The following is a 21,921-nucleotide window of genomic DNA, read 5'->3' as shown; positions in this document are numbered from 1 at the left end:
AATTGATTACTCTGGGCCAATGAGCAAGGATGACGGCGGCCGGATCGGGACGGTGGCCGCACTGGTGCGGTCCACGTTCCTGGTGAATGCCGTGTACACGGACTCCGCCCGCGAGTACGGCCTGACCCAGCAGCAGGGCCAGTTGTTGTGCGTCCTGATGGCGCAGCCGTACGGCATGAGCGAGCTGGGCGCGATGCTCGGCCTGGCCAAGTCGAGCCTGACCGGCCTGGTGGACCGCAGCGAGCGCAACGGGCTGGTCGAGCGCGGCCCCGACCCCCGGGACTCGCGCGCGGTGCGGGTGTCGCTCACCAGACAGGGCGCCAAGCTGGCGGACGGGTTCTACGCCGAGACCTGCCGCCGTGTCGAACGGCTGACCGAGGGGCTCACCCCGGCGGAGCGCGACACGCTCGCAGCCCTGCTCGGCCGCGTCGTGACGGACAACGAGGTCCCCACCGTGTTCGTCGAACCGGACTCCGCGCGCTAGATATTGCAGTTCGTACTACGAACTATTATGGTTCGTGGTACGAACTGCATCATCTCCGTGCGTCGAAAGGCAGAGCATTGTCCGCACACGACGTCGTCTTCGGTTTCGGCGCGCACACCGCCGTCGACGACATCCCCCAGCTGTTGCGCATGGCGCGGCAGGCCGACCGGGACGGGCTCGACATCTTCACGTTGTCCGACCACCCCTACCTCGGCGCCCGTCTGGACGCCTATGCCGCGCTCGGCTTCGTCCTCGGGAGCACGCGGCACATCGCCGGTTTCGCCAACGTCACCAACCTGCCGACCCGGCCCGCGCCCATGCTGGCGCGTACGGTGACCTCGTTGTCGGCGCTGTCGGGCGGCCGGGTCGTGCTCGGCATGGGCGCGGGCGGGTTGTGGGACCGCATCGCCGACATGGGCGTGCCGCCCCTTTCGCCCGGCGATGCCGTGGACGCCTTCGAGGAGGCGATCGTGCTGGTCAAGCTGTTGTCGGGCGGCGGTCCTCCGGTCACCTACGAGGGCAAGCACTACCGGGTGCACCAGATCGAGCCGGCCCCCGTGCCCGCGCCGCCCGTGTGGACCGGATCGGTCGGCCGCAAATCGCTGGCCGCCACCGGCCGGGTGGCCGACGGCTGGATCCCCGGCCACGCCGCCGACTGGCTCAGCGAGCGCTACCGCGCGTCGCGTCCGGTCATCGACGAGGCGGCGGCGTCCGCCGGCCGTGATCCCGGTGAAATCCGCACGGTCTTCAACTTCCCGGGGCGCATCACCGACCGGCCGCTGCCCGCCACCCGCGACTCCGACGGCCGCTGGATCGGCGGTTCCACCGGCCAGTGGGTCGAGGAACTGACCGAAGCCGTGCTGGAGCACGGCGCGTCGGGCTTCACGCTCTTCGCCGCGGACCACGGTGCCCCCGACCTCACCCTCCTGGCCCGCTGGGCACAGGAGGTCGTGCCGGCCGTCCGCGAGGCGATCGCGAAGCGGTGAGGACGGCCCGGGCGTGCGGTCAGACCTGGGACTCGACGACGGCGTTGTGGGCGGCCACCCTGGCGCGGCGTACGGCCCGGTCGAGGTCGCGCAGGGCCTGGCCGCGGACGCCGACCTGCCCCGAGGTGAGCCCTCGCTCGTCGGCGAGGCGGAGCGCGAGCGACAGCCGGGAGGCGAGGGCGCCGACCCGATGGGCCCTGCCCGGGTAGCCGGGCGCGAGGGCCTCCCCGGCGCGGTCGAGGGCGTCCGGCGCGGGGAAGCCCTGCGCGGGCCCGTCCACGCCCAGCAGCGCCTCGGTGGCGGCCATCATGGTGGTCCGCAGCGCCTGCTCCGCCTCGGCCAGCGACGGCACGTCGGGCGGGACGGCCGACGCCTCGGCCACCGTCCAGCGGACCCCGGAGTACGACGAGCCGCGCCGGTCGTCGGACGGCACGAGGCCGAGGCACCGGCCGGGCAGGACGGCCACGGCGGCCTGGCCCGCGTCGATGGCGGCGCCGTTGAAGACGGGCGGGCCGGTGAGCCCGAGCGGGTCGCCGGGAACGGGCAGGGCCAGCCGGAACGCGCGGAGCCCCTCGATCCGCCGGTCCACGAGGAAGGCCAGCAGCGGGGTCTCGACGCCGTCCGCCGCCACCACCTGCGGCCCGGCCTCGCGCTCGACGCGGTCGAGGGCGTCCTCCAGGCTCACGTGTCCCCCCAGCCAGGCGTTGCCCCAGGCGACGAGCGTGGCGGAGATCGGTGAATCGGTGCGCACCCGATCCACGATATGTGGTCGGACTGCCATAGTTTTATGTCAGCGAACCACGGGAGGGGGACCACATGGGCGGTCAGGTGCTTCAGCTTCAGGACGTGGCCGTCCGCAGGGACGGTGCCGCCCTGCTGCGCGGCATCGACTGGAGCGTGCGGGAGGACGAGCGCTGGGTGGTGATCGGGCCCAACGGCGCGGGGAAGACGACCTTGCTCCAGGTGGCCGCATCGCTGCTGTTCCCGTCCGAGGGCTCGGTCGAGATCCTCGGCGAGCGGCTCGGCCAGGCGGACGTGTTCGACCTGCGGCCCCGGATCGGCCTGGCCAGCGCGGCCCTGTCGGAGCGCATCCCGCCGGACGAGAAGGTCATCGACCTCGTGCTCACCGCGTCGTACGCGATCCTGGGCCGCTGGACGGAGGAATACGACTCCCACGACGTCACCCGGGCGGTCGAGCTGATCGACCAGCTCGGCTGCGCCCACCTGATCCGGCGGCGCTTCGCGACGCTGTCGGAGGGCGAGCGCAAGCGGGTGCAGATCGCCCGGGCGCTCATGCCGGACCCCGAGCTGCTCCTGCTCGACGAGCCCGCCGCCGGGCTCGACGTGGCGGGCCGCGAGGACCTGGTACGCCGCCTCGGCGCGCTGGCCAGGGACCCGAAGTCGCCCACGATGGTGCTGGTCACCCACCACGTCGAGGAGATCCCGCCCGGGTTCACCCACGTGCTGCTGCTGCGGCACGGCTCGGTGGTCGCGCAGGGGCCCATCGACTCGGTGATGACGCCGGACAACCTGTCCGCGACGTTCGGCGTGCGGCTGCACCTCGACCGCGGTCAGGAGGGCCGCTGGTACGCCCGTCCCCTCTGACCTCCTCGCGGAACCCGCCGCCTACCCTTGGCGGATAGCCGTACGAGGGAGTAGTGCGAGTGACGCCGTGGGAGGCGGCCGCGGTCTTCGCGGCCGGTGTCGGGGCCGGGGCCATCAACGCCGTCGTGGGATCGGGATCGCTCATCACGTTCCCCACGATGCTGGCCGTGGGCTTCCCGCCGATCGTCGCGAACGTGTCCAACAACGTCGGGCTCGTCCCCGGCGGCGTGACCGGGGTGCTCGGCTACCGCGCCGAGCTCAAGGGCCAGCGCGAGCGGCTGCTGCGGCTCGGCGTCGCGTCGGTTATCGGTTCGTTCGCCGGCGGCCTGCTCCTGTTGTGGCTGCCCGCGGAGGCGTTCAAGGTCATCGTCCCGGTGCTCATCGCGGTCGCCTGTCTTCTCGTGGTGTTCCAGCCGAGGATCAACGAGTGGCTCGCCGTACGGCGCAGGCCGCATCCCCACGGCGGGCCGTGGCTGTGGCTGGGCGTCCTCGGCGCCGGCATGTACGGCGGCTACTTCGGCGCCGCCCAGGGCATCGTGCTGATCGGCCTGCTCGGCAGCTTCCTCGACGAGGACCTGCAACGGGTGAACGCGGCCAAGAACCTGCTGTCGCTGCTGGTCAACGGCACCGCGGCGGTGCTGTTCGCGTTCATCGCGCCGGTGGACTGGGCCGCCGTGCTGATGGTCGCGCTCGGCTCGGCCGTCGGCGGATTCCTCGGCGCCCGGGTGGGACGCCGGTTGCCCGCGCCCTTGCTGCGGGGATTCATTGTCGTCGTCGGTGTCGTGGCGATAGTGAAGCTGGTGTCCTGAAAGGGTATGTCTGCCCTTATGAAGGGCGACCGGGTGGAGATCGTCATCGACGCGGGGGGAACCCCGCGCACCTACGAGGTGATCGCGACCAGGGCGGGCCGCCGGATCGAGATCACGACGGGCCGCGGAGTGGTCGAGGTCAGCGAGGTCACGCGGGCGGGCACTCCCGTCCGCACCGCGAGGTTCATGTCCAACCGCGTCCTGGCGCTGGTGGAACATCCCGCCGACGACCGCGGCCCGGACACCGGCTGAGCCGGTCCGGGCACGGTGCGGCCGGCGGGTGCGGGGTCACTCCGCGGGACGGACCTGGATGACGCCGTCCTGCCGCAGCCGGGTCTGGAACGCGGGCTGCCGCGACGTCGCGGGACCGTGCATGACCCGGCCGTCGGAGATGCGGAAGGCGCTGCCGTGCCACGGGCAGACGATGCAGGCCTCGCCCTCCTCCATCGCGACCCGGCCCTGGTGGAGGGGGCCGGCGAGGTGGGAGCAGTTGTCCGCGAGCACGCTCACGTCGTCGCCCAGACGCAGCACGAACAGGTCGATGTAGCCGAGCCGCCGCCGGACCGGCCGTCCGTTGGGCAAGTCCTTGAGCGAGCACAGGTCGTGCCAGCCGAGCGGCACCAGGTGACTGACCGACTCCGCGTGGTTGGCCCCGGCCGCCTGGCGGTAGGACATGTGGCTGCCGAGGTGCGCCCCCGCCGAGGCCGCCGCGAGGCCCGCGTACCCCAGGGTGCGCCCGGCCCGCTCGCGTCCCGTCATCCGTAAGAGCAGAGAGCCGGCGTAACAGAGCGCCGCCGTGGCGTTGGTCATCGCGTGCACGAAACCCACCCGCTGCTGCTCCCGGTGGAGCGTGGACCAGTCGGTGAGCCCCGCCGCCACCGTGGGGACGGCGCTGGCCAGTCCCGCGAGGATCAGCGTCCGCGCCGCGCGTGGGCCGGTCTTGGTCATGTCCACCACGCTGGCCGACAGCAGGCAGCCGAAGGTCGTCACGGCGAGCGCCGGATGCAGCGGGTGTCCCATGGGCACGCCGTGCAGGACGTCCCGGAGCCTGCCGGGGCCGAGCCTGCGGCGGACCTTCTTCGAGATGACGGCGATCGGCCGGTCGAGCGCGGTGGCCCGCTCGAGCCCGTCGAGGAGCTCCGCCGAAGGGACCCTCCGTGCCGTCTTGCCCGCACGTCGCGGCCTGGTCGTCTCTTCCATGTTCGCCCCCTAACACGGGATCACGTACCCCCGCGTCACAGGTGTGAACATGGACAGGCATGAGACGGTATGTACGAGTTTCTGGTGCGAGTGCGGGCACCGGTCGCCCGAGTCAGGGCGCCAGGTGACCCCGGGCGACAGAGGTGGCGACCAGCCCCGCGGCGTATTCGCCGAGCGTGGGCGACCCCTCCTCGATGAGCCGCACCTTCTCCATGACCTGGGCGGCCGTCACCTTGAACAGTGACCAGGTGCCCCCCTCGTTGTGGTGGTTCGCGATGATCGGAGCGAGCCGGTCGAGCGCCCTGGCGAACCTCGCCTCCGGTGTGCGCCGCTCCTCGAACTCGTCCCACAGCGTCCGCAGCCGCGTCCCCTGGTCCTCCGGGAGCAGCCCGAAGATGCGGTCGGCCGCCGCGCGTTCGAGGGCGGCCTGCCCCTCGACGGCGGCCTGGTCGTAGATGAAGGTGTCGCCGGCGTCGATCTCCACGATGTCGTGGACGAGCAGCATCGCGACCACTTTGGTCATGTCGGTGCCCGGAGGCGCGTGCTCCGCCAGGGTCATCGCCATCATGGCCAGATGCCAGGAGTGCTCCGCGTCGTTCTCCCGGCGCGAGCCGTCGATCAGCGAGTTCCGGCGGATGACGCGCTTCAGCTTGTCGATCTCCATGTGGAAGGCGAGCTGAGACTGCAGTCGTTCGTGGATGAGCGCGGTCGTCACCCGCGCAAGCCTAACCGGTCACGATCAGCTCGTACGGGATCCTCGGCCGGGTGCCGTCAGGTCCGTGAGACGCACGCCCTTCTCCCGGCCCGCGACGTGTCCCGCTCCGTCGTACGCGGTCACGGTGATCCGAGGGCTGTCCAGCCGGTGGGGTGTCGCACTCGAAGATGCGAACCACCCCGGGACCTATGGCGCATTTGCGGGCTTCGTGTGGAGCGTCAGACGGTGAAGAGGCGGCCGACCTCCTCCAGTTCGCGTACGAGGTCGAAGCGGGGGTCGCGGTAGTGCCGGGCGCCGAAACCGGTGCGGCTGACGGTCCACCTCAGTTCGCGTGCCCACCTGTCCTGGTCGGCGCACAGGGCCAGGTCGGCCATCGTCATCCGGCTTCTGAGCAGCGATAACCAGGCGGCACCGGGGGGATTCATGGGAGCCCTCCTTCCGGACGGGTGCCAAGTGGAGATCTCGTCGTTTCTCCGAATTCGTCGTACGGAGGGCGCGGTCCCCTGGCGGGAACGGCCCATCGTGTGATCGCTGTTCAGCAGACGCGAGCGCCGGCGACGCCGGCCGGATGTCGAAATCCCACTGGCCCGGATGCCTCCCGTTGTCACGCGCATCCGAAGCGGCCGGCGCCCCTCGCCGGGCGCGTGCCCCGGATGGGGAATCGGGTCTCGGAGTATTTCGCCGGCGATCGCCGGCGCCCCCACAATCCGGAAGACCCTTCCCGTATCGATCGTGACTCAGGACGCATTCCCCTGCAATACTTGGCGAAAAGAATTCCGCAAGAATCTTGTGCGGATGCGCCGCAAATCACGGTGCAACTTGCACGAGCGGGCGTTGTAATCTTCGGACAGGGCGCCCCTCACCCGTGCGCCCGATCCGCCGGGGCGCGCCACCATTCGTGCGTCCACCGGAACACCGGAACACCGGACTTACCGGACTTACCGGACTTACCGGACGAAGGAGGTCGGCAGGGGATGCCCGAGCACGGCAGTCCCACCGTCCGCCGACGGCGGCTGGGGCAGGAACTGCGCCGGTTGCGGGAGCGCGCCGATCTGACGGGCGACCAGGTCGCCGCCCGGCTCGGCTGGTCGGCAGCGAAGATCAGCAGAATAGAGACGGCGCGGACCTCGCCAAGAACCTCGGACGTTGAAGCGCTACTCGTGATCTACATGGTAGATTCCGGCCAACGCCAAGAGCTTCTCGCCCTGCACCGGGACGCGACCCGGAAGGGCTGGTGGGAGGATTACCGCGACTCCCTGCCCAAGGAATACACGACGTTCCTTGGCCTGGAGGCCGAAGCCACGACGGCACGCGACTGGGAACCCCAGGTGGTGCCGGGCCTGTTTCAGACAGAGGCCTACGTCCGAGCCATGATGGAGAGCGGACAGCGGAGCACCCTTGAGGCGCCGGGCAACGTCCGCAGCCGGATCGAGGTCCGGATGGCGCGTCAGCAGGCGGTCCTCAGGGCGGAGAGCCCGCTGGCCATCTCGGCCGTCCTGGAGGAGTCGGTCCTGCTGCGCCGGTTCGGTGACCACGAGGTGATGCGGGAACAGCTCAGGCGGCTGGTCGAGGTGTCGGAACTGCCGAACGTCGAGTTGCGGATCCTTCCGCTCGACGCGGACCACCCGATCAACACCGGGGCGTTCTGCCACCTCAAGTTGCCGGAGTTCCACGACGTGGTGTATTTGGAAGCCCTCCTGGGCGGGCGTCTCGTCGAGGACGAGGCCATCGTCTACCGGTACGAGGTGGCATTCGACTACCTGGAGACGAAGGCCCTCGACGTGGACGAATCCCGCCGGTTCTTGGAGAAAACTGTCCGCCACTGGCGATAGCCGCCAGCTTTAGACCGCCCCGGAGACCCGCGCGAATGATTTCCGGGGGGAGAGACATTGTCCATGAACTCGATCGACCTGTCCGGCGCCGCCTGGTGGAAGAGCAGCCGGAGCGCCAACAACTGCGCTTGTGTGGAAGTAGCGGTACTGGCCGACGGCCATGTGGGAGTGCGTGACAGCAAAAACCAGGATGGTCCCGCTCTCGTCTTCACTCCCGCCGAATGGGACGCATTCATCGGCGGCGTCAAGGACGGCGAGTTCGACCTCTAGTCCTCGGCCTGGCCGATCACCGGGGCGGCCAGGCCCTTCTTCGCACTGAGAGCGCCTACCGCCCAGCGGATGACGGTGCTGACGACGACACCGATTGAGGCAAGGGTTGAGGGCGATGGCCTCCTGCGGCGAGACCGGCTCATCCCTTGAGGTACGGCCAGGACAGAAGATCACGATCCCCGATCGCCATTTCCATCAATGGGAAGTGGTGGTTGCGCTCAATCTCTTTTCGCGTCGCCCGGGTCTGGACAGGCCATGCGGAAGCAGGCGAGGGTCGAATACGCGCGTACGGCCCGCACCGGGAAAGGCGCGAGCCGTACGCGAGGGGAAGGGGGTCAGGCGACGCCGAGCCCCTGGGCGACGCGCTGCCCGAGGTCCTTGTGGACGTTGGTCCAGTATTCGACCACGCGCTTCTTCATGTCGGCGGTGACCTCGGGAGCCGAGGCGTGACCGACGATGTTGCCCACCATGTGGTCGCGGTCGACGTCCGAGAGCACGTTCTCCCACAGCGCGCGCGGCTGGACGAAGTCGTCGTCCTCGCGGTGCCTGACGTAGGCGCTCCGGATGATCTCACCGGCCACCTGGTAGTTCTCACCCTGATAGAGCGAGGGGTCGGCGGCCGGGCCGCCGGCGGAGTTCGGCGCGTACAGCGGGTCGCCCGGGTTGGCGAACGCCATCGCGCCGTCCTTGTTGTAGCTGTGGACGGGCGACTTGGGACGGTTCACCGGGAGCTGCAGGTAGTTGGCGCCGATGCGGTAGCGGTGGGTGTCCGGGTAGGAGAACAGCCGGCCCTGGAGCATCTTGTCCGGGGACGCGGCGATGCCCGGCACCAGGTTGGCGGGTTCGAAAGCGGACTGCTCGATCTCCGCGAAGTAGTTCTCCGGGTTGCGGTTCAGCACGAACCGGCCGATTGTGATCTCTGGGTAGTCGGAGTGCGGCCAGACCTTGGTCAGGTCGAACGGGTTGAACCGGTAGTCCGCAGCGTCCTCGAACGGCATGATCTGCACGTTGACCTTCCACGCCGGGTGGTCGCCGTTCTTGATCGCCGTGTAGAGGTCGCGGATGTGGAAGTCCGGGTCCTCCGCCGTGAGCGCCTTGGCCTCGGCGTCGGTGAAGTTCTCGATGCCCTGCTCGGTCTTGAAGTGGTACTTGACCCAGAACTTCTCGCCGGCGGCGTTGTACCAGAGGAAGGTGTGCGAGCCGAAGCCGTGCATGTGCCGCCAGGTGCGCGGTGTGCCCCGGTCGGTCATGAGGAACGACACCTGGTGGGCCGACTCGGGCGACAGCGTCCAGAAGTCCCACTGCATGTTGTGGTCGTGCAGGTGGTTGTCGGCGCGGCGCTTCTGCGTGTGGATGAAGTCGGAGAACTTCGAGGGGTCGCGGATGAAGAAGATCGGCGTGTTGTTGCCGACGATGTCGTAGTTGCCGTCCTCCGTGTAGAACTTGAGCGCGAAGCCGCGGGGGTCGCGCGCCGTGTCGGCGCTGCCCAGCTCGCCGGCCACCGTGGAGAACCGCAGGAGCAGCTCGGTCTCCTTGCCCTTCTGGAACAGCGTGGCCTTGGTGTACTGGCTGACGTCCTCGGTGATCTGCAGCACGCCGTACGCGCCGCCGCCCTTGGCGTGCACCACGCGCTCGGGAACCCGCTCCCGGTTGAAGTGGGCCATCTTCTGGATCAGGTAGTGGTCCTGCAGCAGCAGAGGGCCGTTGGGGCCGACGGACAGCGAGAACTCGTCACTGGGGGCCGGGATCCCGGCGTCATCGGTGGTGATGGGCCTGTCGGTCATGGGGCTGTCCTCCGGGGTCGGTCTATCGGGGTCATTCGAGATCGGGCGCTTCGAGATCGGGCACTCCCGCTGCGGTCACTACGGCGACGGAGAGCAGTGACACGAGAGCTCAGACGTGAGCGGAGTCGGGCCGGGCGTCACCGGCCTCGGCCCGGCACGGCGGGCACAGCCCCCAGTAGATGACGTCCGCCTCGTCCACCAGGTAACCGGCGTCCGACGCCGGCTCCAGGCACGGCGCGTGCCCCACCGCGCAGTCGACGTCCCTGACTCGTCCGCAGTGGCGGCAGACGAGGTGGTGGTGGTTGTCGCCCACCCGCGCCTCGTACCGCGTCGGGCTGCCCGCGGGCTCGATGCGGCGGAGCAGTCCGCCGCGCTGCAACGCGTTCAGCGAGTCGTAGACGGCTTGCAGGGACACCTGCCCGACTCGTGCGCACACACCGCGATGGATGGCGTCCACGTCGAGGTGGTCGCCATCGCTCACGGTCTGCATGATCGCCAGCCGGGCCGCGGTCACCCGTAGTCCGGCCTGGCGAAGGCGCCCGGCGTCGTCCACAGCCCCCACGCTAGCAGCAAAGTTGAATGATTCAAGTAAAGGAAGTATCCCAGTTACTTGTCCCACGATCTCCCATGGGCTCCCCGGATGTCGGCGGGAGATGGCATGCTCAGGTGCCGTGAGACGTCAGCCCCTCGCCCTGTCCCTGCTCGCCCTCCTCGCGGCTCCCCTTCTCGTCGCGGGATGCAGCCCGGCCGAGAGCGAGCCCGTCCCCGAAGCGTCGCAACCGGAGACGAAGACCTCCGCGCCGTCCCCCAAGCCGCCGCAGCGGCGCCCCTTCACCATCTCCTTCGCGGGCGACGTGCACTTCGAGGGTGTCCTGCGCAACCGGCTCAACGCCGACCCGCGTACGGCGCTCGGCCCGATCGCCGCCGTCCTGCGCAGGTCCAATCTCACGGCGCTCAACCTCGAGACGGCCATCACCACCGCCGGCACGCCCGCGCCGGGCAAGCAGTTCACCTTCCGCGCCCCGGCCACGGCGTTCACCGCGCTCAAGGCCGCCGGGGTGGACGTCGTCACGATGGCCAACAACCACGGCATGGACTACATGGAGAGCGGCCTGGCCGACACGCTCAAGGCGATCAAGTCCTCGAAGTTCCCCGTCGTCGGCATCGGCGCGAACGAGACCGAGGCATACCGGCCCTACCGCAGGACGGTCAACGGCAACCGGGTGTCGATCATCGGCGCCACCCAGGTGCTCGACTCGCAGTTCATCCAGTCCTGGACCGCCGCCGGCGACAAGGGCGGGCTCGCCTCCGCCAAGAACGAGCCCCGCCTCATCCGGGCCGTACGGCAGGCCCGCAAGAACTCCGACACCGTCATCGTGTTCCTGCACTGGGGCACGGAGCTGGTCAAGTGCCCGACGCCGGTGCAGCGGAGCCTGGCGGACAAGCTCGTGGCCGCGGGGGCCGACGTGATCGTCGGCAGCCACGCGCACATCCTGCTGGGTGGCGGCTACTCCGGCCAGGCGTACGTGCACTACGGCCTCGGCAACTTCGCCTTCTACAACTGGGGCCCGGACACCGGGGCGACCGGTGTGCTCACCCTGACGATCAACGGCAGGAAGGTGCTCAAGGACCAGTGGACCCCCGCCCGGATCAACGGCGGCGTGCCGATTCCCGCGACGGGCGGCGCCAAGCAGCAGGCGCTCGGCTCCTACCGCGCGCTGCGCGGCTGCACCGGCCTGTCGGCGGCGCCCGCCGACTCCTGACGGCGAAAGAAACCACCGGATTCTTGCCGCATATCAGACGACTGGCCGATTAGCGCTGACCATCGCGCGTGAAACAGGCAAGATGGGTGAGTGTCCAGCCGGTACGTGAGGGAAGCAGGCGGTCCCGCCGTCGCCGTCGAGCCCTGTGACGAGCCCTGTGTCGAGCGCCGTGTCGCCGAGCACTGTGACCTCGTCGAGCAACGGAGCCGTGGGGGTGGTGAGGGGATGTCGCCGCGCTCGTCGCATCCCGATGAGCCGCTGCGGCGGCGTCCTTCGCAGCGTCGCAGTGCCCGCCGTGTGGAGCGGATGCTCGACGCCTGCGCCGAGTTGCTCGACGAGGGCGGGTACGACGCGCTGACGACCACCAGGGTGGCCGAGCGGGCCGGGGTGGCGATCGGCTCGGTCTACCAGTTCTTCCCGGACAAGCGGGCGCTCAGCCAGGCCCTGACCCGGCGCAACGTCGAGGTGTTCGTGGCGCGGGTCGGGCGTCGTTTCATGGTCGAGGACTACACCGGCTGGTGGGACGCCGTCGACGCCGTCATCGACGAATACGTCGAGATGCACCGCAGCGTGCCCGGATTCCGCTCGCTGCACTTCGGCGAGGTCTTCGATCTCGGTCTCCTCGACTCCGTGGCCGACAACAACACCGTGATCGCCGGGCGGCTCCGCGCGCTTCTCCTCGCCGAATTCGGACTGGCGGACAGCGAGGAATTGGACCGTGCCATTCCCATCGCGGTCGAGGCGGGGGACGCGGTGCTGAAGCTCGCCTTCCGGCACGACCCGAACGGCGACCCGGAGATCGTGGCCGAAGCCAAGCAACTGGTCCGCGGATACCTGTCCCGCCAGCTCGCCTCCGCCGTCTCACGGCGCGGGTGACGCCGCGCGGGCGGGTCGTCCGGCTCGGGGACTCACTCGCGTTGAGGGCTCGGCCCGGCGGGCGCCTGAGGGCCGGCTGCGCCGCGGGGGACGTCGATCGCGGGCCACAGTCCCGGCGAGCCGCCCTGCACATAGGCGGTGTTCTGCCACGACCTGGTGTGAGTGCGCGGCGGTATGGTCAGCTCCCGAGGGTCGTCCTCGTCCGTCCGGGTCGCTTGTTCCTTCTCCGTCTCGCCGGTACGGCACCCCAGCGCCGCCGCGGGCTCCATTCTGAGTTCCATGATCTGCAGCTTCGCCTGCAGCCGGGCGAGTTCGGCGCGGGCCTGGTCGAGCGCCTCGTACTGCGCCGTGACGAAGCCGGCGAAACCCGGGACCACGGCGGCGAGCACCGTCGTGGAGGCGAGAGTCAGTATCACCCGCTTGGACATGCTGTAGCGCTCCTCGCCGAGCTTCGATTGGCACAGGCAGGGTGCAATATGCCCGACTATCTGCCGAGAAAAGCGCATAGTAGCCAAACGTGTACGAATTGTTGCTTCGGCAATGCCTGATGTTGTCCTGCGAAAACAGGCCGGGATCGGTAGCCTCGGGACTGTGGCACATGTGACAAATGAGCAGGTGGACCGACTGCTCGAACAGGCCCTGCTGCTCGATGACCACGGTGCCCTCGCCCGCCGCCTCGACGCGCTGGCCCAGGGGTACGAGTCCGGAGAGATGTCGAGAGCGGCGATCCTCGTGCTCGCCGCGGAGGAGTGGCGCCAGGCCGGTCAGCCCGCCACCGCCCTCGACCGCTACCAGAGCGCGATGGAGGACGGCGGGGAGGTGCCGGTGGACCCGCGTGCCGGGATCGCGGACACGCTGTTCGAACTCGAACGGCCCGAAGAGGCCAGGGCCGTGATCACCGCGATCCGGGCGGACGGCTGCAGCCCGGCCACCGCGCTGACCGTGGCCGAGACGCTCGTGGCGTACGGCGACCTCGACGCGGCGCACGAGTGGGCCACCGACGGGATCCGGGCCTGCGGGGGTGCGGGAGCGGGCATCCGCGACTCCCTGCTGCGCACCCGCTACCGCATCCGGGTCGACCTCGGCCTGCCCGAGGACGACCTCGACGCTCTCCTCGACGTCTCTCGCTGAGCCTCTCGAGCCCATGCGAAAGGGGCCGTGAACCACGGCCCCTTGGAGTCTCGCTGTCTCGGGTCTCGCTGTCTTCGGTGTTCCGGCGGGTCGGTGCCGGGGTGAAGCCGGGTGGGGGCGGGGCGACGGCCCGGCCGTCGAACCCGGGCCGCAGGCCGCCGTCTTCGCCCGTCCCGCCCGGGACGTACGGCGGGTTAGGGCAGGAGTTTCTTGCCGGTCGCGGTGGCCAGGTCGGTCACCGCGCGCGTGCCCGTCGCCTTGGTGAGGGCGGCCGGTGCGGTGATGTCGCCGTTCTGCCCGCGCGCGGCCGCCTTGGGGTACTCGCGCGGCTGCATCCGCGGCACGTGCCGGCCGTCGGCGGCGTCGGGCCGCACGACCGGAGCGGTCCCCCGTACGCCGTCGTGCCGTTGACGCCTGTCCTTGGCCCCCTTCTTGCGCTCGCCCTCCGGCAGGGAGGCGTTGCGCGTGCCGGTCGCCGGCCGGCCGGCCTGACCCGCCTGGTTCGTGGCCTGCGCCGGCGGCACGAGCCCCGGCTTGTGGGGATGGTGCCCCTTGCGGTGGCGGCGGTCCCGCGCCGGGAAGGTCCGCGTGCTCTGCTCCTGGCCCGAGGCGGCGCTCTGCGAACTGTTGCTGTTGGAGACGCCCTCGGGCGTCAGAGTGCCCTGCGTGCCCTGGTTCTGCGCATCCGGCTTCTGCGCTCCCGGCTTGCGTGCCTCCGGCCTGCGCGGTGAGGTGTTCTGCGCCCCCGGGTTCTGCGCCCCCGGGTTCTGTGCCCCCGGATTATGGGGCAGCGTGCCGCGGGCCGCGTCGTCGCGGGACGGGGCGCCCGCCGGTTCGCCCTCCGGCTTCGGATTCCGGTGGCCCTTCTTCGGGTGCCCCTGCGTGGCGGGGTGCTCCCGCTCATGTGCGGCCGGCGCGGTTCGCAGCGCCTGGGGAGCGCAGGCGTTCGCGGCGCTCGGCTTGGCCGGGGCGACGGCGAGGAGGGGCACGGTGCTCCTGGCCGGGAACAGGGTCTTGGCGTCCGCCGCGGGGACGGCGGGTGCGGCCTTGGCCGCGGCGGGAGCCGCGCCGGTCATCGCACCCGGCAGCGTACGGGGACCCGGCACGGCCGGCAGGGTGCGGGGGCCGGGCACGGCCGGCAGCGCCGCCGGGACGGACCGCGTGGTCGTGGCGGGGGCGGTAGGCAGGGAGTTGCGTCCCTGACCGGCGGCCGCTCCGGCCGCGTCGGCGATGCTCAGCACGCCCGCCGCCGGAGCGAGGGTGGTCAGCCCGCCCGTGGCGTCGCGGCCCGGGACGTCACGGTCCATGACGCCGCGGCCTGTGACGTCGCGGCCTGTGACGTCGCCGCTCTGAGTCCGGCAGGCGTCGGCCAGCGCGCCGTCCTTCGCCATCGCCGCGCCCCCGGTCAGCCAGCTCACTCCGGCCGTGACCGCCGCAAGCGCGACGCACCGCCCTCGAATACTTCGTGATGTCCTGGACATCCACGTCCCCCTGATCGCGTACGGTAGTCCGACGAACGCCGAACGTAGCAGCGAGGGGGAAGGGCGGGGCGCGCTTGCCCCAATGGTGGGAAAGACCTTACCGAACGGCCCGGATCGTCAGCGTGTCGCCTGCCTCGTCAAAGTCGACGATTACCTCGTCACCGTCCCGGATGGTCCCCGACAGCAGCTCCTTGGCGAGCCGGTCGCCGATCGCCGACTGGATCAGGCGGCGCAGCGGGCGCGCACCGTACAACGGGTCGTAGCCGGTGAGCGCGAGCCAGTCGCGGGCCGCGGGGGTGACGGTCAGCGTGAGCCGCCGGTCGGACAGGCGCCGGGCGAGCCGGGTGACCTGCAGGTCCACGATCTGCGACAGCTCCTCGGTGCCCAGCGCGTCGAACACGATGATGTCGTCGAGCCGGTTGAGGAACTCGGGCTTGAACGAGGCCCGCACCGCGTTCATCACGGCGTCGCGCTTGGCCTGGTTCTCCATCGTGGGATCCACGAGGAACTGCGAGCCGATGTTCGAGGTGAGGATCAGGATCGTGTTGCGGAAGTCGACCGTCCGGCCCTGCCCGTCGGTGAGCCGGCCGTCGTCGAGCACCTGGAGCAGGATGTCGAAGACCTCCGGGTGGGCCTTCTCGATCTCGTCGAGCAGCACCACGGTGTAGGGCCTGCGCCGCACGGCCTCGGTGAGCTGGCCGCCCTCCTCGTAGCCGACGTATCCGGGCGGCGCGCCGACCAGGCGGGCCACGCTGTGCTTCTCGCTGTACTCGCTCATGTCGATGCGGGTCATCGCCCGCTCGTCGTCGAACAGGAACTCGGCGAGCGCCTTGGCCAGCTCGGTCTTGCCGACGCCGGTCGGGCCGAGGAACAGGAACGAGCCGGTGGGCCGGTCGGGGTCGGCGATGCCGGCCCGCGCCCGCCGTACGGCGTCGGAGACGGCCTGGACCGCCTCGCTCTGGCCGATCAGGCGCCTGCCCAGCTCGTCCTCCATCCGCAGCAGCTTGGCGGTCTCGCCCTCGAGCAGCCGTCCCGCGGGAATGCCGGTCCACGAGGAGATGACCTCGGCGATGTCGTCGGGGCCCACCTCCTCCTTCACCATGGGCTCGGCCTCGGCCTCCGCCGTCTCGGCGGCCTTGGTCGCCTCCGCGAGCTCCTTCTCCAGGCGGGGGACGTCGCCGTACATGAGCCGGGACGCGGCCTCGAAGTCGCCGTCGCGCTGGGCCCGCTCGGCCGCGCCGCGCGCCTCGTCGAGCTGCTTTTTCAGCTCGCCGACCTTGTTGAGACCGGCCTTCTCCCGCTCCCACCGGCTGACCAGGGCGTTGAGGTCCTCCTGCCGGTTGGCCAGCTCCTCGCGGAGCTTCTCCAGGCGCTGGCGGCTGGCCTCGTCGGTCTCCTTGGCGAGCGCGAGCTCCTCCATCTTGAGGCGGTCCACGCTCCGCTGGAGCTGGTCGATCTCCACCGGCCGCGAGTCGATCTCCATGCGCAGCCGCGACATGGACTCGTCCACGAGGTCGATCGCCTTGTCGGGGAGGAACCGCGCCGTGATGTACCGGTCGGAGAGCGTGGCGGCGGCGACCAGTGCGCTGTCGGAGATCTGCACCTGGTGGTGCGCCTCGTAGCGGCCCTTGAGCCCGCGCAGGATCGCGATCGTGTCCTCGACCGTCGGCTCGCCCACGTAGACCTGCTGGAACCGCCGCTCCAGGGCCGGGTCCTTCTCGATGCGCTCGCGGTACTCGTCGAGCGTGGTGGCGCCGATCATGCGCAGCTCACCGCGGGCCAGCATGGGCTTGAGCATGTTGCCGGCGTCCATCGCGCCCTCGGCGGCGCCCGCGCCCACCATCGTGTGCAGCTCGTCGATGAACGTCACGATCTGGCCGTTGCTCTCCTTGATCTCGGTGAGCACGGCCTTGAGGCGTTCCTCGAACTCGCCGCGATACTTCGCACCCGCGACCATCGCGCCGAGGTCGAGCGCGACCAGGCGCTTGTTGCGCAGGCTCTCGGGCACGTCGCCGGCGACGATCCGCTGGGCGAGGCCCTCGACGACGGCGGTCTTGCCGACACCGGGCTCGCCGATCAGCACGGGGTTGTTCTTGGTGCGGCGCGACAGCACCTGGATGACCCGGCGGATCTCACTGTCGCGGCCGATCACCGGGTCGAGCTTGCCGGACCGCGCCCGCTCGGTGAGGTCGACGCCGTACTTCTCCAGCGCCTGGTAGGTGTCTTCGGGGGTCTCGCTGGTCACCCTGGCGTGCCCGCGGACCTTCTCGAACGCCTCGAGCAGCGCGTCGGGAGTGGCGCCCGCGGCCTTCAGCAGGTCGGCGACCTGCCCGCCGTCGGCGGCGAGCCCGACCAGCAGGTGCTCGGTCGAGACGTACTCGTCCTCGAGCTGCTTGGCCCGCTGTGCGGCGGTGTTGAGGACGGTCAGCAGCTGGCGCGAGCTGGACGGCGCGCTCACGGTGGAGCCCTGCGCCTTGGGCAGCCGCTCGAGCAGCTCCTCGGCCTGGGCGCGCAGCCGCCGGGGGTCCGCCCCGACGGCCTGCAGCAGCGACCCGGCGATGCCGCCGTTCTGTGCCAGCAGGGTCGTCAGCAGGTGCGCGGGCGCGACCTCGGGGTTGCCGTCCGCCGCGGCGCGCCGGACGGCCGCGGACAGGGCCTCCTGGCTCTTCTGGGTGAGCTTGTAGTCCATATGTGAATGCCTCGTTTCGCCGGTCAGGCAGGTGGCAGTTCGTAGCGGACCAGTGCCCGCAACATCGTGAGCTCACCCCTGAGCCGGGTGACCTCCTCGCGCAGGCGCATGTTCTCGGTTTCGAGTTCGAGAATGCGCTTGATGCCGGCGAGGTTGATGCCGTGCTCCTGGGAGAGCCGCTGGACCTCGCGCAGGAGCACGATGTCCCTTGTCGAGTACAGCCGCCCCCGCCCGGCCGTACGACCGGGGCTGACGAGGCCGAGCCGGTCGTACTGCCGCAACGTCTGCGGGTGCAGCCCGGACAGCTGGGCGGCTACGGAGATCACATAAACGGGGGTGTCGTCGGAGATGTCGAAAAACCTGGCATCCATCGGCTCACTCGCTTCTGGCCTGCTTGATCAGCTCTTCGCGAAGGTCCGGGCCCTCCGTGGCGTTCCTGAACTCCTCGAGGGCCGCGCGGGCCTTGTCGTCGAGGTTCTGGGGCACCGCGACCTGCACGGTGACCAGCAGGTCGCCCTTCGTGCCGTCCTTGCGGGAGGCCCCCCTGCCGCGCACCCGGAACGTCCGCCCGTTGGGCGTCCCCTCGGGAATGCGCAGGGTCACCGGCATCCCCCGGAGAGTCGGCACCTTGATCTCGGCGCCGAGCGCGGCCTCGGGGAAGGTGACGGGGACCGTGACGGTCAGGTTCTCCCCGCTGCGCCCGAACACGGGGTGCGGCTTGACGTGGACCAGCACGTAGAGGTCGCCGGCCGGGCCGCCGTTTTCACCGGGCGCGCCCTTGCCCTTGATCCTGATGCGCTGGCCGTCGCCGACCCCGGCCGGGATGCGGGCCTGGATCGTACGGGTGCTCTTGCCGCGCCCGCTGCCGTCGCAGACGGGGCAGGGGTCGTCGACCACCAGGCCCCGGCCGCGGCAGTCGCGGCACGGCTCCGAGAAGGCGAAGTTGCCGAGGTTGCGGCTGGCCGCCCCGGTTCCCTCGCAGGTCGGGCAGACCCGTGGCGTGGTGCCTGCCTTGGCCCCCGTGCCGCCGCAGGCGGTGCAGGCGGCCGAACTGGTGAGCCGGAGTGACACGGTCGTGCCGTCGACCGCCTCGCCGAAGGCGAGCGTCACCTCCGATTCGACGTCCTGGCCGCGCCGGGGCCGGGCACTGGTCGTGCGCGTGCCCGTGCCCGTGCCCGCGCCGCCCCGGTTGAACAGCCCCCCGAACAGGTCCCCGATCCGCTCGCCCGACCCCGAGCCGCCGAACAGGTCGCCGAGGTCGAAATTGAAACCGCCGCCGGCGCCGCGCGGGCCGCCCGCCCCCGCGAAGCCGCCCACACCCGACCCGAACAGGGTGCGCGCCTCGTCGTACTCCTTGCGCCGCTTGACGTCGGACAGCACGTCGTACGCCTCGGAGACCTCCTTGAACTTCTCCTCGGTCTCCTTGTTCCCCGGGTTGGCGTCGGGGTGGTACTGCCGGGCGAGCTTGCGGTACGCCTTCTTGATCTCCTCGGCGCTCGCGGTCTTGGGCACACCAAGGACGGCGTAGTAGTCCTTTTCCAAGTAGTCCTTGGTGCTCATCTATCGCTTCCTTCGCACGAAAGGGGGAGTCAATCAGTGTTCCCGCGGGCGATCCCGCGGCTGTCGCCGCGGGCGCCCTCGCGGGTCTCTCCCGATCTTCGCCGATCGGGAGAGACTCCGCGGTTTCAGTTCTCGTCCGTCCCGCCGGACTCGCCGGAGCCGGCCGCCGTCTCCTCCGGCGCCGTCTCCTCGCTCGGCTCGGCGACGGCCACGCGGGCGGCCCGCAGGATCCGGTCGTTGACCCGGTAGCCGGGCTGGAGGATCTCGACGCACGTCGGCTCGGTCACCTCCGCCGAATAGCTGTGCAGCAGGGCCTCGTGCACGGTCGGGTCGAAGGGGTCGCCCTTCGCGCCGTAGGCGGTCAGGCCCAGCTTGCCGACGGCCGCCTCCAGCGATTCGCTCACCTTCGCGAAGCCCCCGGTCAGCTCGCCGTGGTCGCGGGCGCGACCGATGTCGTCGAGCACCGGCAGCAGTTCGGTGAGCACGCTCGCGACGGCCTGCTCCCTGACGGCGATCCGGTCGCGATCGACCCGCTTGCGGTAGTTGCTGAACTCCGCCTGGAGCCGCTGGAGGTCGGCGGTGCGCTCGGCGAGCAGGTCCGTCGCGGACCCCCCGGCGGGCGCCGTCGCCGTCTCCGCCCCGTCGTCCCCGGGGGCCGCCTCGGCGGCGTCCCCGGCGGAGTCGCGGGCCTTGCCGGTCTCCGGGTCGATCTTGCGGTTGTCGCGGATCACCGGCTCCTCCTCGGAGCCGTTCTCACGCGGGCTCACTTGCGGCCGCCCTCCCGCTCGTCGTCGACGATCTCGGCCTCGACCACGTCCTCGTCGGCCTTCGCCTGCGCGCCCTCCGCGCCCGCGTCGGCCGCGGCGCCCTCGGCGCCGGCCTGGGACTGGGCGTAGATCGCCGAGCCCATCTTCTGGCTGACGGTCGCGAGCTTCTCGGCGGCGGTGCGGATGGCGGGGATGTCGGTGCCCTCCAGCGCCTTCTTCAGCTCGGCGAGCGAGTCGTTGACCTCGGTCTTGACGTCGGCCGGGACCTTCTCGTCGTTCTCGCGGAGGAACTTCTCCGTCTGGTAGGCCAGGGCGTCCGCGTTGTTGCGGACCTCGGCCTCCTCGCGGCGCTGCTTGTCCTCCTCGGCATAGGACTCCGCCTCGCGCATCATGCGCTCGATGTCGTCCTTGCCCAGAGCCGAGCCGCCGGTGATGGTCATCGACTGCTCCTTGCCCGTGCCGAGGTCCTTCGCCGAGACGTTCACGATGCCGTTGGCGTCGATGTCGAAGGTGACCTCGATCTGCGGAATCCCGCGCGGGGCCGGGGCGATGCCGGTCAGCTCGAAGGTGGCCAGCTTCTTGTTGTACGCCGCGATCTCACGCTCGCCCTGGTAGACCTGGATCTGCACCGACGGCTGGTTGTCCTCGGCCGTGGTGAAGACCTCCGAGCGCTTGGTCGGGATCGTCGTGTTCCGCTCGATGATCTTGGTGAAGATCCCGCCCTTGGTCTCGATGCCGAGGCTCAGCGGGGTGACGTCGAGCAGCAGGACGTCCTTGACCTCGCCCTTGAGGACGCCGGCCTGGAGTGCGGCGCCGATGGCCACGACCTCGTCCGGGTTCACGCCCTTGTTGGGCTCCTTGCCGCCGGTCAGCTCCTTGACCAGGTCGGACACGGCCGGCATACGGGTGGAGCCGCCGACCATGACCACGTGGGCGATGTCGGAGACCTTGATCCCCGCGTCCTTGATGACCTGGTTGAAGGGGCCCTTGCAGCGCTCGAGCAGGTCGGCGGTGATCCGCTGGAACTCCGCCCGGGTCAGCTTCTCCTCCAGGTGCAGCGGGCCCTCGGAGGAGGCGGTGATGTAGGGCAGGTTGATCGTGGTCTCGGTCTGGGCCGACAGCTCGATCTTGGCCTTCTCGGCCGCCTCGCGCAGGCGCTGCAGGGCCATCTTGTCCTTGGACAGGTCGACGCCGTGCGCGTTCTTGAAACGGGTCACCAGCTCGTCGACGACCCGCTGGTCCCAGTCGTCGCCGCCCAGGTGGTTGTCACCGCTGGTGGCCTTGACCTCGACGAACCCGTGCCCGTCCTCCTGGCCGACGTCGAGCAGGGACACGTCGAAGGTGCCGCCGCCGAGGTCGAAGACCAGGATGGTCTGGTCCTTCTCCTTGTCCAGGCCGTAGGCCAGGGCCGCGGAGGTGGGCTCGTTGATGATGCGCAGCACGTTGAGGCCCGCGATCTGGCCGGCCTCCTTGGTGGCCTGCCGCTGGGCGTCGTTGAAGTACGCCGGGACGGTGATCACCGCGTCGGTGATCTTCTCGCCCAGGTACGCCTCCGCGTCCTGCTTGAGCTTCTGCAGGACGAACGCGCTGATCTGCTGGGGCGTGAACTTCTTGCCGTCGATCTCGATCGACCAGTTCGTGCCCATGTGGCGCTTGACCGAGCGGATGGTCCTGTCGACGTTCGTGACCGCCTGCCGCTTGGCGACCTCGCCGACGAGAACCTCTCCGTTCTTCGCGAACGCGACCACGGACGGCGTGGTCCGCGAGCCCTGAGCGTTCGCGATGACCGTGGGCTCGCCGCCCTCGAGGATCGAGACGACGGAGTTGGTCGTCCCCAGGTCGATACCTACCGCACGTGCCATGAGTACGTCCTTGTAGTCAAAGTTGAGTCGGTCAGACTCAAATACTGGGGCCCCGGTGGGGGCTCTGTCAAACAGCTTGAGTCTATGAGGCTCAACCCTGGAACGCG

The 21,921-nt window shown here is 70.3% G+C and carries 23 protein-coding genes; 10 read left to right on the top strand and 13 right to left on the bottom strand.

The features are described 5' to 3' along the window. Positions 1-19 precede the first annotated feature (19 nt). The gene (locus tag AAH991_RS08045) at positions 20-484 is read left to right on the top strand and encodes a MarR family winged helix-turn-helix transcriptional regulator (protein WP_346225107.1); all 465 of its coding nucleotides are present in this window, start codon (positions 20-22) and stop codon (positions 482-484) included. A 77-nt stretch (positions 485-561) separates the two neighbouring features. After that, a complete protein-coding gene (locus AAH991_RS08040; protein WP_346225106.1) occupies positions 562-1,470 on the top strand; it encodes an LLM class flavin-dependent oxidoreductase in 909 nt (302 codons plus the stop codon). Between the two features lie 19 nt (positions 1,471-1,489). On the opposite strand, the gene AAH991_RS08035 is transcribed toward AAH991_RS08040, so the two are convergent. Then, complete coding sequence (locus AAH991_RS08035) at positions 1,490-2,221, bottom strand: Rv1486c family protein (protein WP_346225105.1); 732 nt, start codon at positions 2,219-2,221, stop codon at positions 1,490-1,492. 65 nt (positions 2,222-2,286) lie between these two features. Here AAH991_RS08035 and AAH991_RS08030 point away from each other — a divergent pair, with 65 nt between their 5' ends. Genes AAH991_RS08030 through AAH991_RS08020 form a run of 3 tightly spaced genes read left to right on the top strand, consistent with a single transcriptional unit; the run spans position 2,287 to position 4,136 of the window. Then, the gene (locus AAH991_RS08030; protein WP_346225104.1) at positions 2,287-3,075 is read left to right on the top strand and encodes an ABC transporter ATP-binding protein; all 789 of its coding nucleotides are present in this window, start codon (positions 2,287-2,289) and stop codon (positions 3,073-3,075) included. Between the two features lie 59 nt (positions 3,076-3,134). Next, positions 3,135-3,884 (top strand): sulfite exporter TauE/SafE family protein, encoded by a 750-nt coding sequence (locus AAH991_RS08025; protein ID WP_346225103.1) that lies wholly within the window; start codon positions 3,135-3,137, stop codon positions 3,882-3,884. A 6-nt stretch (positions 3,885-3,890) separates the two neighbouring features. After that, positions 3,891-4,136 (top strand): DUF8836 family protein, encoded by a 246-nt coding sequence (locus AAH991_RS08020; RefSeq protein ID WP_346225102.1) that lies wholly within the window; start codon positions 3,891-3,893, stop codon positions 4,134-4,136. 36 nt (positions 4,137-4,172) lie between these two features. Here the strand turns inward: AAH991_RS08020 and AAH991_RS08015 are convergent, their stop codons facing one another. From AAH991_RS08015 to AAH991_RS08005, 3 genes are all read right to left on the bottom strand, one after another. Next, entirely contained in the window at positions 4,173-5,084 is a 912-nt protein-coding gene (locus AAH991_RS08015; RefSeq protein WP_346225101.1) for a Rieske (2Fe-2S) protein, read from the bottom strand. A 112-nt stretch (positions 5,085-5,196) separates the two neighbouring features. Beyond that, positions 5,197-5,748, bottom strand: coding sequence for an HD domain-containing protein (locus tag AAH991_RS08010; RefSeq protein ID WP_346225155.1), 552 nt, complete (start codon positions 5,746-5,748; stop codon positions 5,197-5,199). Between the two features lie 269 nt (positions 5,749-6,017). Continuing rightward, positions 6,018-6,224, bottom strand: a complete 207-nt coding sequence (locus AAH991_RS08005; RefSeq protein WP_346225100.1) for a hypothetical protein — start codon at positions 6,222-6,224, stop codon at positions 6,018-6,020. Positions 6,225-6,773: 549 nt separating this feature from the next. Here AAH991_RS08005 and AAH991_RS08000 point away from each other — a divergent pair. Next, positions 6,774-7,631: a helix-turn-helix domain-containing protein gene (locus tag AAH991_RS08000; RefSeq protein WP_346225099.1), complete on the top strand. Its 858-nt coding sequence runs from the start codon at positions 6,774-6,776 to the stop codon at positions 7,629-7,631. A 63-nt stretch (positions 7,632-7,694) separates the two neighbouring features. Further along, positions 7,695-7,901: a DUF397 domain-containing protein gene (locus AAH991_RS07995; protein ID WP_346225098.1), complete on the top strand. Its 207-nt coding sequence runs from the start codon at positions 7,695-7,697 to the stop codon at positions 7,899-7,901. 335 nt (positions 7,902-8,236) lie between these two features. Here the strand turns inward: AAH991_RS07995 and AAH991_RS07990 are convergent, their stop codons facing one another. Then, positions 8,237-9,685 (bottom strand): catalase, encoded by a 1,449-nt coding sequence (locus AAH991_RS07990; RefSeq protein ID WP_346225097.1) that lies wholly within the window; start codon positions 9,683-9,685, stop codon positions 8,237-8,239. 109 nt (positions 9,686-9,794) lie between these two features. Next, on the bottom strand, positions 9,795-10,238 hold the full coding sequence (locus tag AAH991_RS07985) for a Fur family transcriptional regulator (RefSeq protein WP_346225096.1): 444 nt from the start codon (positions 10,236-10,238) through the stop codon (positions 9,795-9,797). A gap of 118 nt (positions 10,239-10,356) precedes the next feature. Here AAH991_RS07985 and AAH991_RS07980 point away from each other — a divergent pair, with 118 nt between their 5' ends. Beyond that, positions 10,357-11,448, top strand: coding sequence for a CapA family protein (locus AAH991_RS07980; protein WP_346225095.1), 1,092 nt, complete (start codon positions 10,357-10,359; stop codon positions 11,446-11,448). 306 nt (positions 11,449-11,754) lie between these two features. Then, positions 11,755-12,324 (top strand): TetR/AcrR family transcriptional regulator, encoded by a 570-nt coding sequence (locus AAH991_RS07975; protein ID WP_346225094.1) that lies wholly within the window; start codon positions 11,755-11,757, stop codon positions 12,322-12,324. 32 nt (positions 12,325-12,356) lie between these two features. Here AAH991_RS07975 and AAH991_RS07970 read toward each other — a convergent pair whose 3' ends face one another. Continuing rightward, the gene (locus AAH991_RS07970; RefSeq protein WP_346225093.1) at positions 12,357-12,752 is read right to left on the bottom strand and encodes a hypothetical protein; all 396 of its coding nucleotides are present in this window, start codon (positions 12,750-12,752) and stop codon (positions 12,357-12,359) included. Between the two features lie 163 nt (positions 12,753-12,915). Here AAH991_RS07970 and AAH991_RS07965 point away from each other — a divergent pair, with 163 nt between their 5' ends. After that, entirely contained in the window at positions 12,916-13,455 is a 540-nt protein-coding gene (locus AAH991_RS07965) for a hypothetical protein (RefSeq protein WP_346225092.1), read from the top strand. A 194-nt stretch (positions 13,456-13,649) separates the two neighbouring features. Here AAH991_RS07965 and AAH991_RS07960 read toward each other — a convergent pair whose 3' ends face one another. The 6 genes from AAH991_RS07960 to dnaK all read right to left on the bottom strand — a co-directional run bounded on the left by AAH991_RS07960 (position 13,650) and on the right by dnaK (position 21,814). Next, positions 13,650-14,936 (bottom strand): hypothetical protein, encoded by a 1,287-nt coding sequence (locus AAH991_RS07960; protein WP_346225091.1) that lies wholly within the window; start codon positions 14,934-14,936, stop codon positions 13,650-13,652. 97 nt (positions 14,937-15,033) lie between these two features. Then, positions 15,034-17,625, bottom strand: coding sequence for an ATP-dependent chaperone ClpB (gene clpB, locus AAH991_RS07955; RefSeq protein WP_346225090.1), 2,592 nt, complete (start codon positions 17,623-17,625; stop codon positions 15,034-15,036). Positions 17,626-17,648: 23 nt separating this feature from the next. Continuing rightward, positions 17,649-17,996, bottom strand: a complete 348-nt coding sequence (locus AAH991_RS07950) for a heat shock protein transcriptional repressor HspR (RefSeq protein WP_142563365.1) — start codon at positions 17,994-17,996, stop codon at positions 17,649-17,651. Positions 17,997-18,000: 4 nt separating this feature from the next. After that, on the bottom strand, positions 18,001-19,185 hold the full coding sequence (dnaJ, locus tag AAH991_RS07945; RefSeq protein WP_346225089.1) for a molecular chaperone DnaJ: 1,185 nt from the start codon (positions 19,183-19,185) through the stop codon (positions 18,001-18,003). Positions 19,186-19,310: 125 nt separating this feature from the next. Next, a complete protein-coding gene (gene grpE / locus AAH991_RS07940) occupies positions 19,311-19,952 on the bottom strand; it encodes a nucleotide exchange factor GrpE (RefSeq protein WP_346225088.1) in 642 nt (213 codons plus the stop codon). Beyond that, positions 19,949-21,814: a molecular chaperone DnaK gene (gene dnaK / locus AAH991_RS07935; RefSeq protein WP_346225087.1), complete on the bottom strand. Its 1,866-nt coding sequence runs from the start codon at positions 21,812-21,814 to the stop codon at positions 19,949-19,951. Before dnaK ends, grpE begins: the two co-directional genes overlap by 4 nt. Positions 21,815-21,921 lie beyond the last annotated feature (107 nt).

The organism is Microbispora sp. ZYX-F-249, assembly GCF_039649665.1.
GTDB classification, from domain to species: domain Bacteria; phylum Actinomycetota; class Actinomycetes; order Streptosporangiales; family Streptosporangiaceae; genus Microbispora; species Microbispora maris.
The sequence above is the reverse complement of the archived record's forward strand: the minus strand, read 5'-3'. Positions and strand labels throughout refer to the sequence as shown.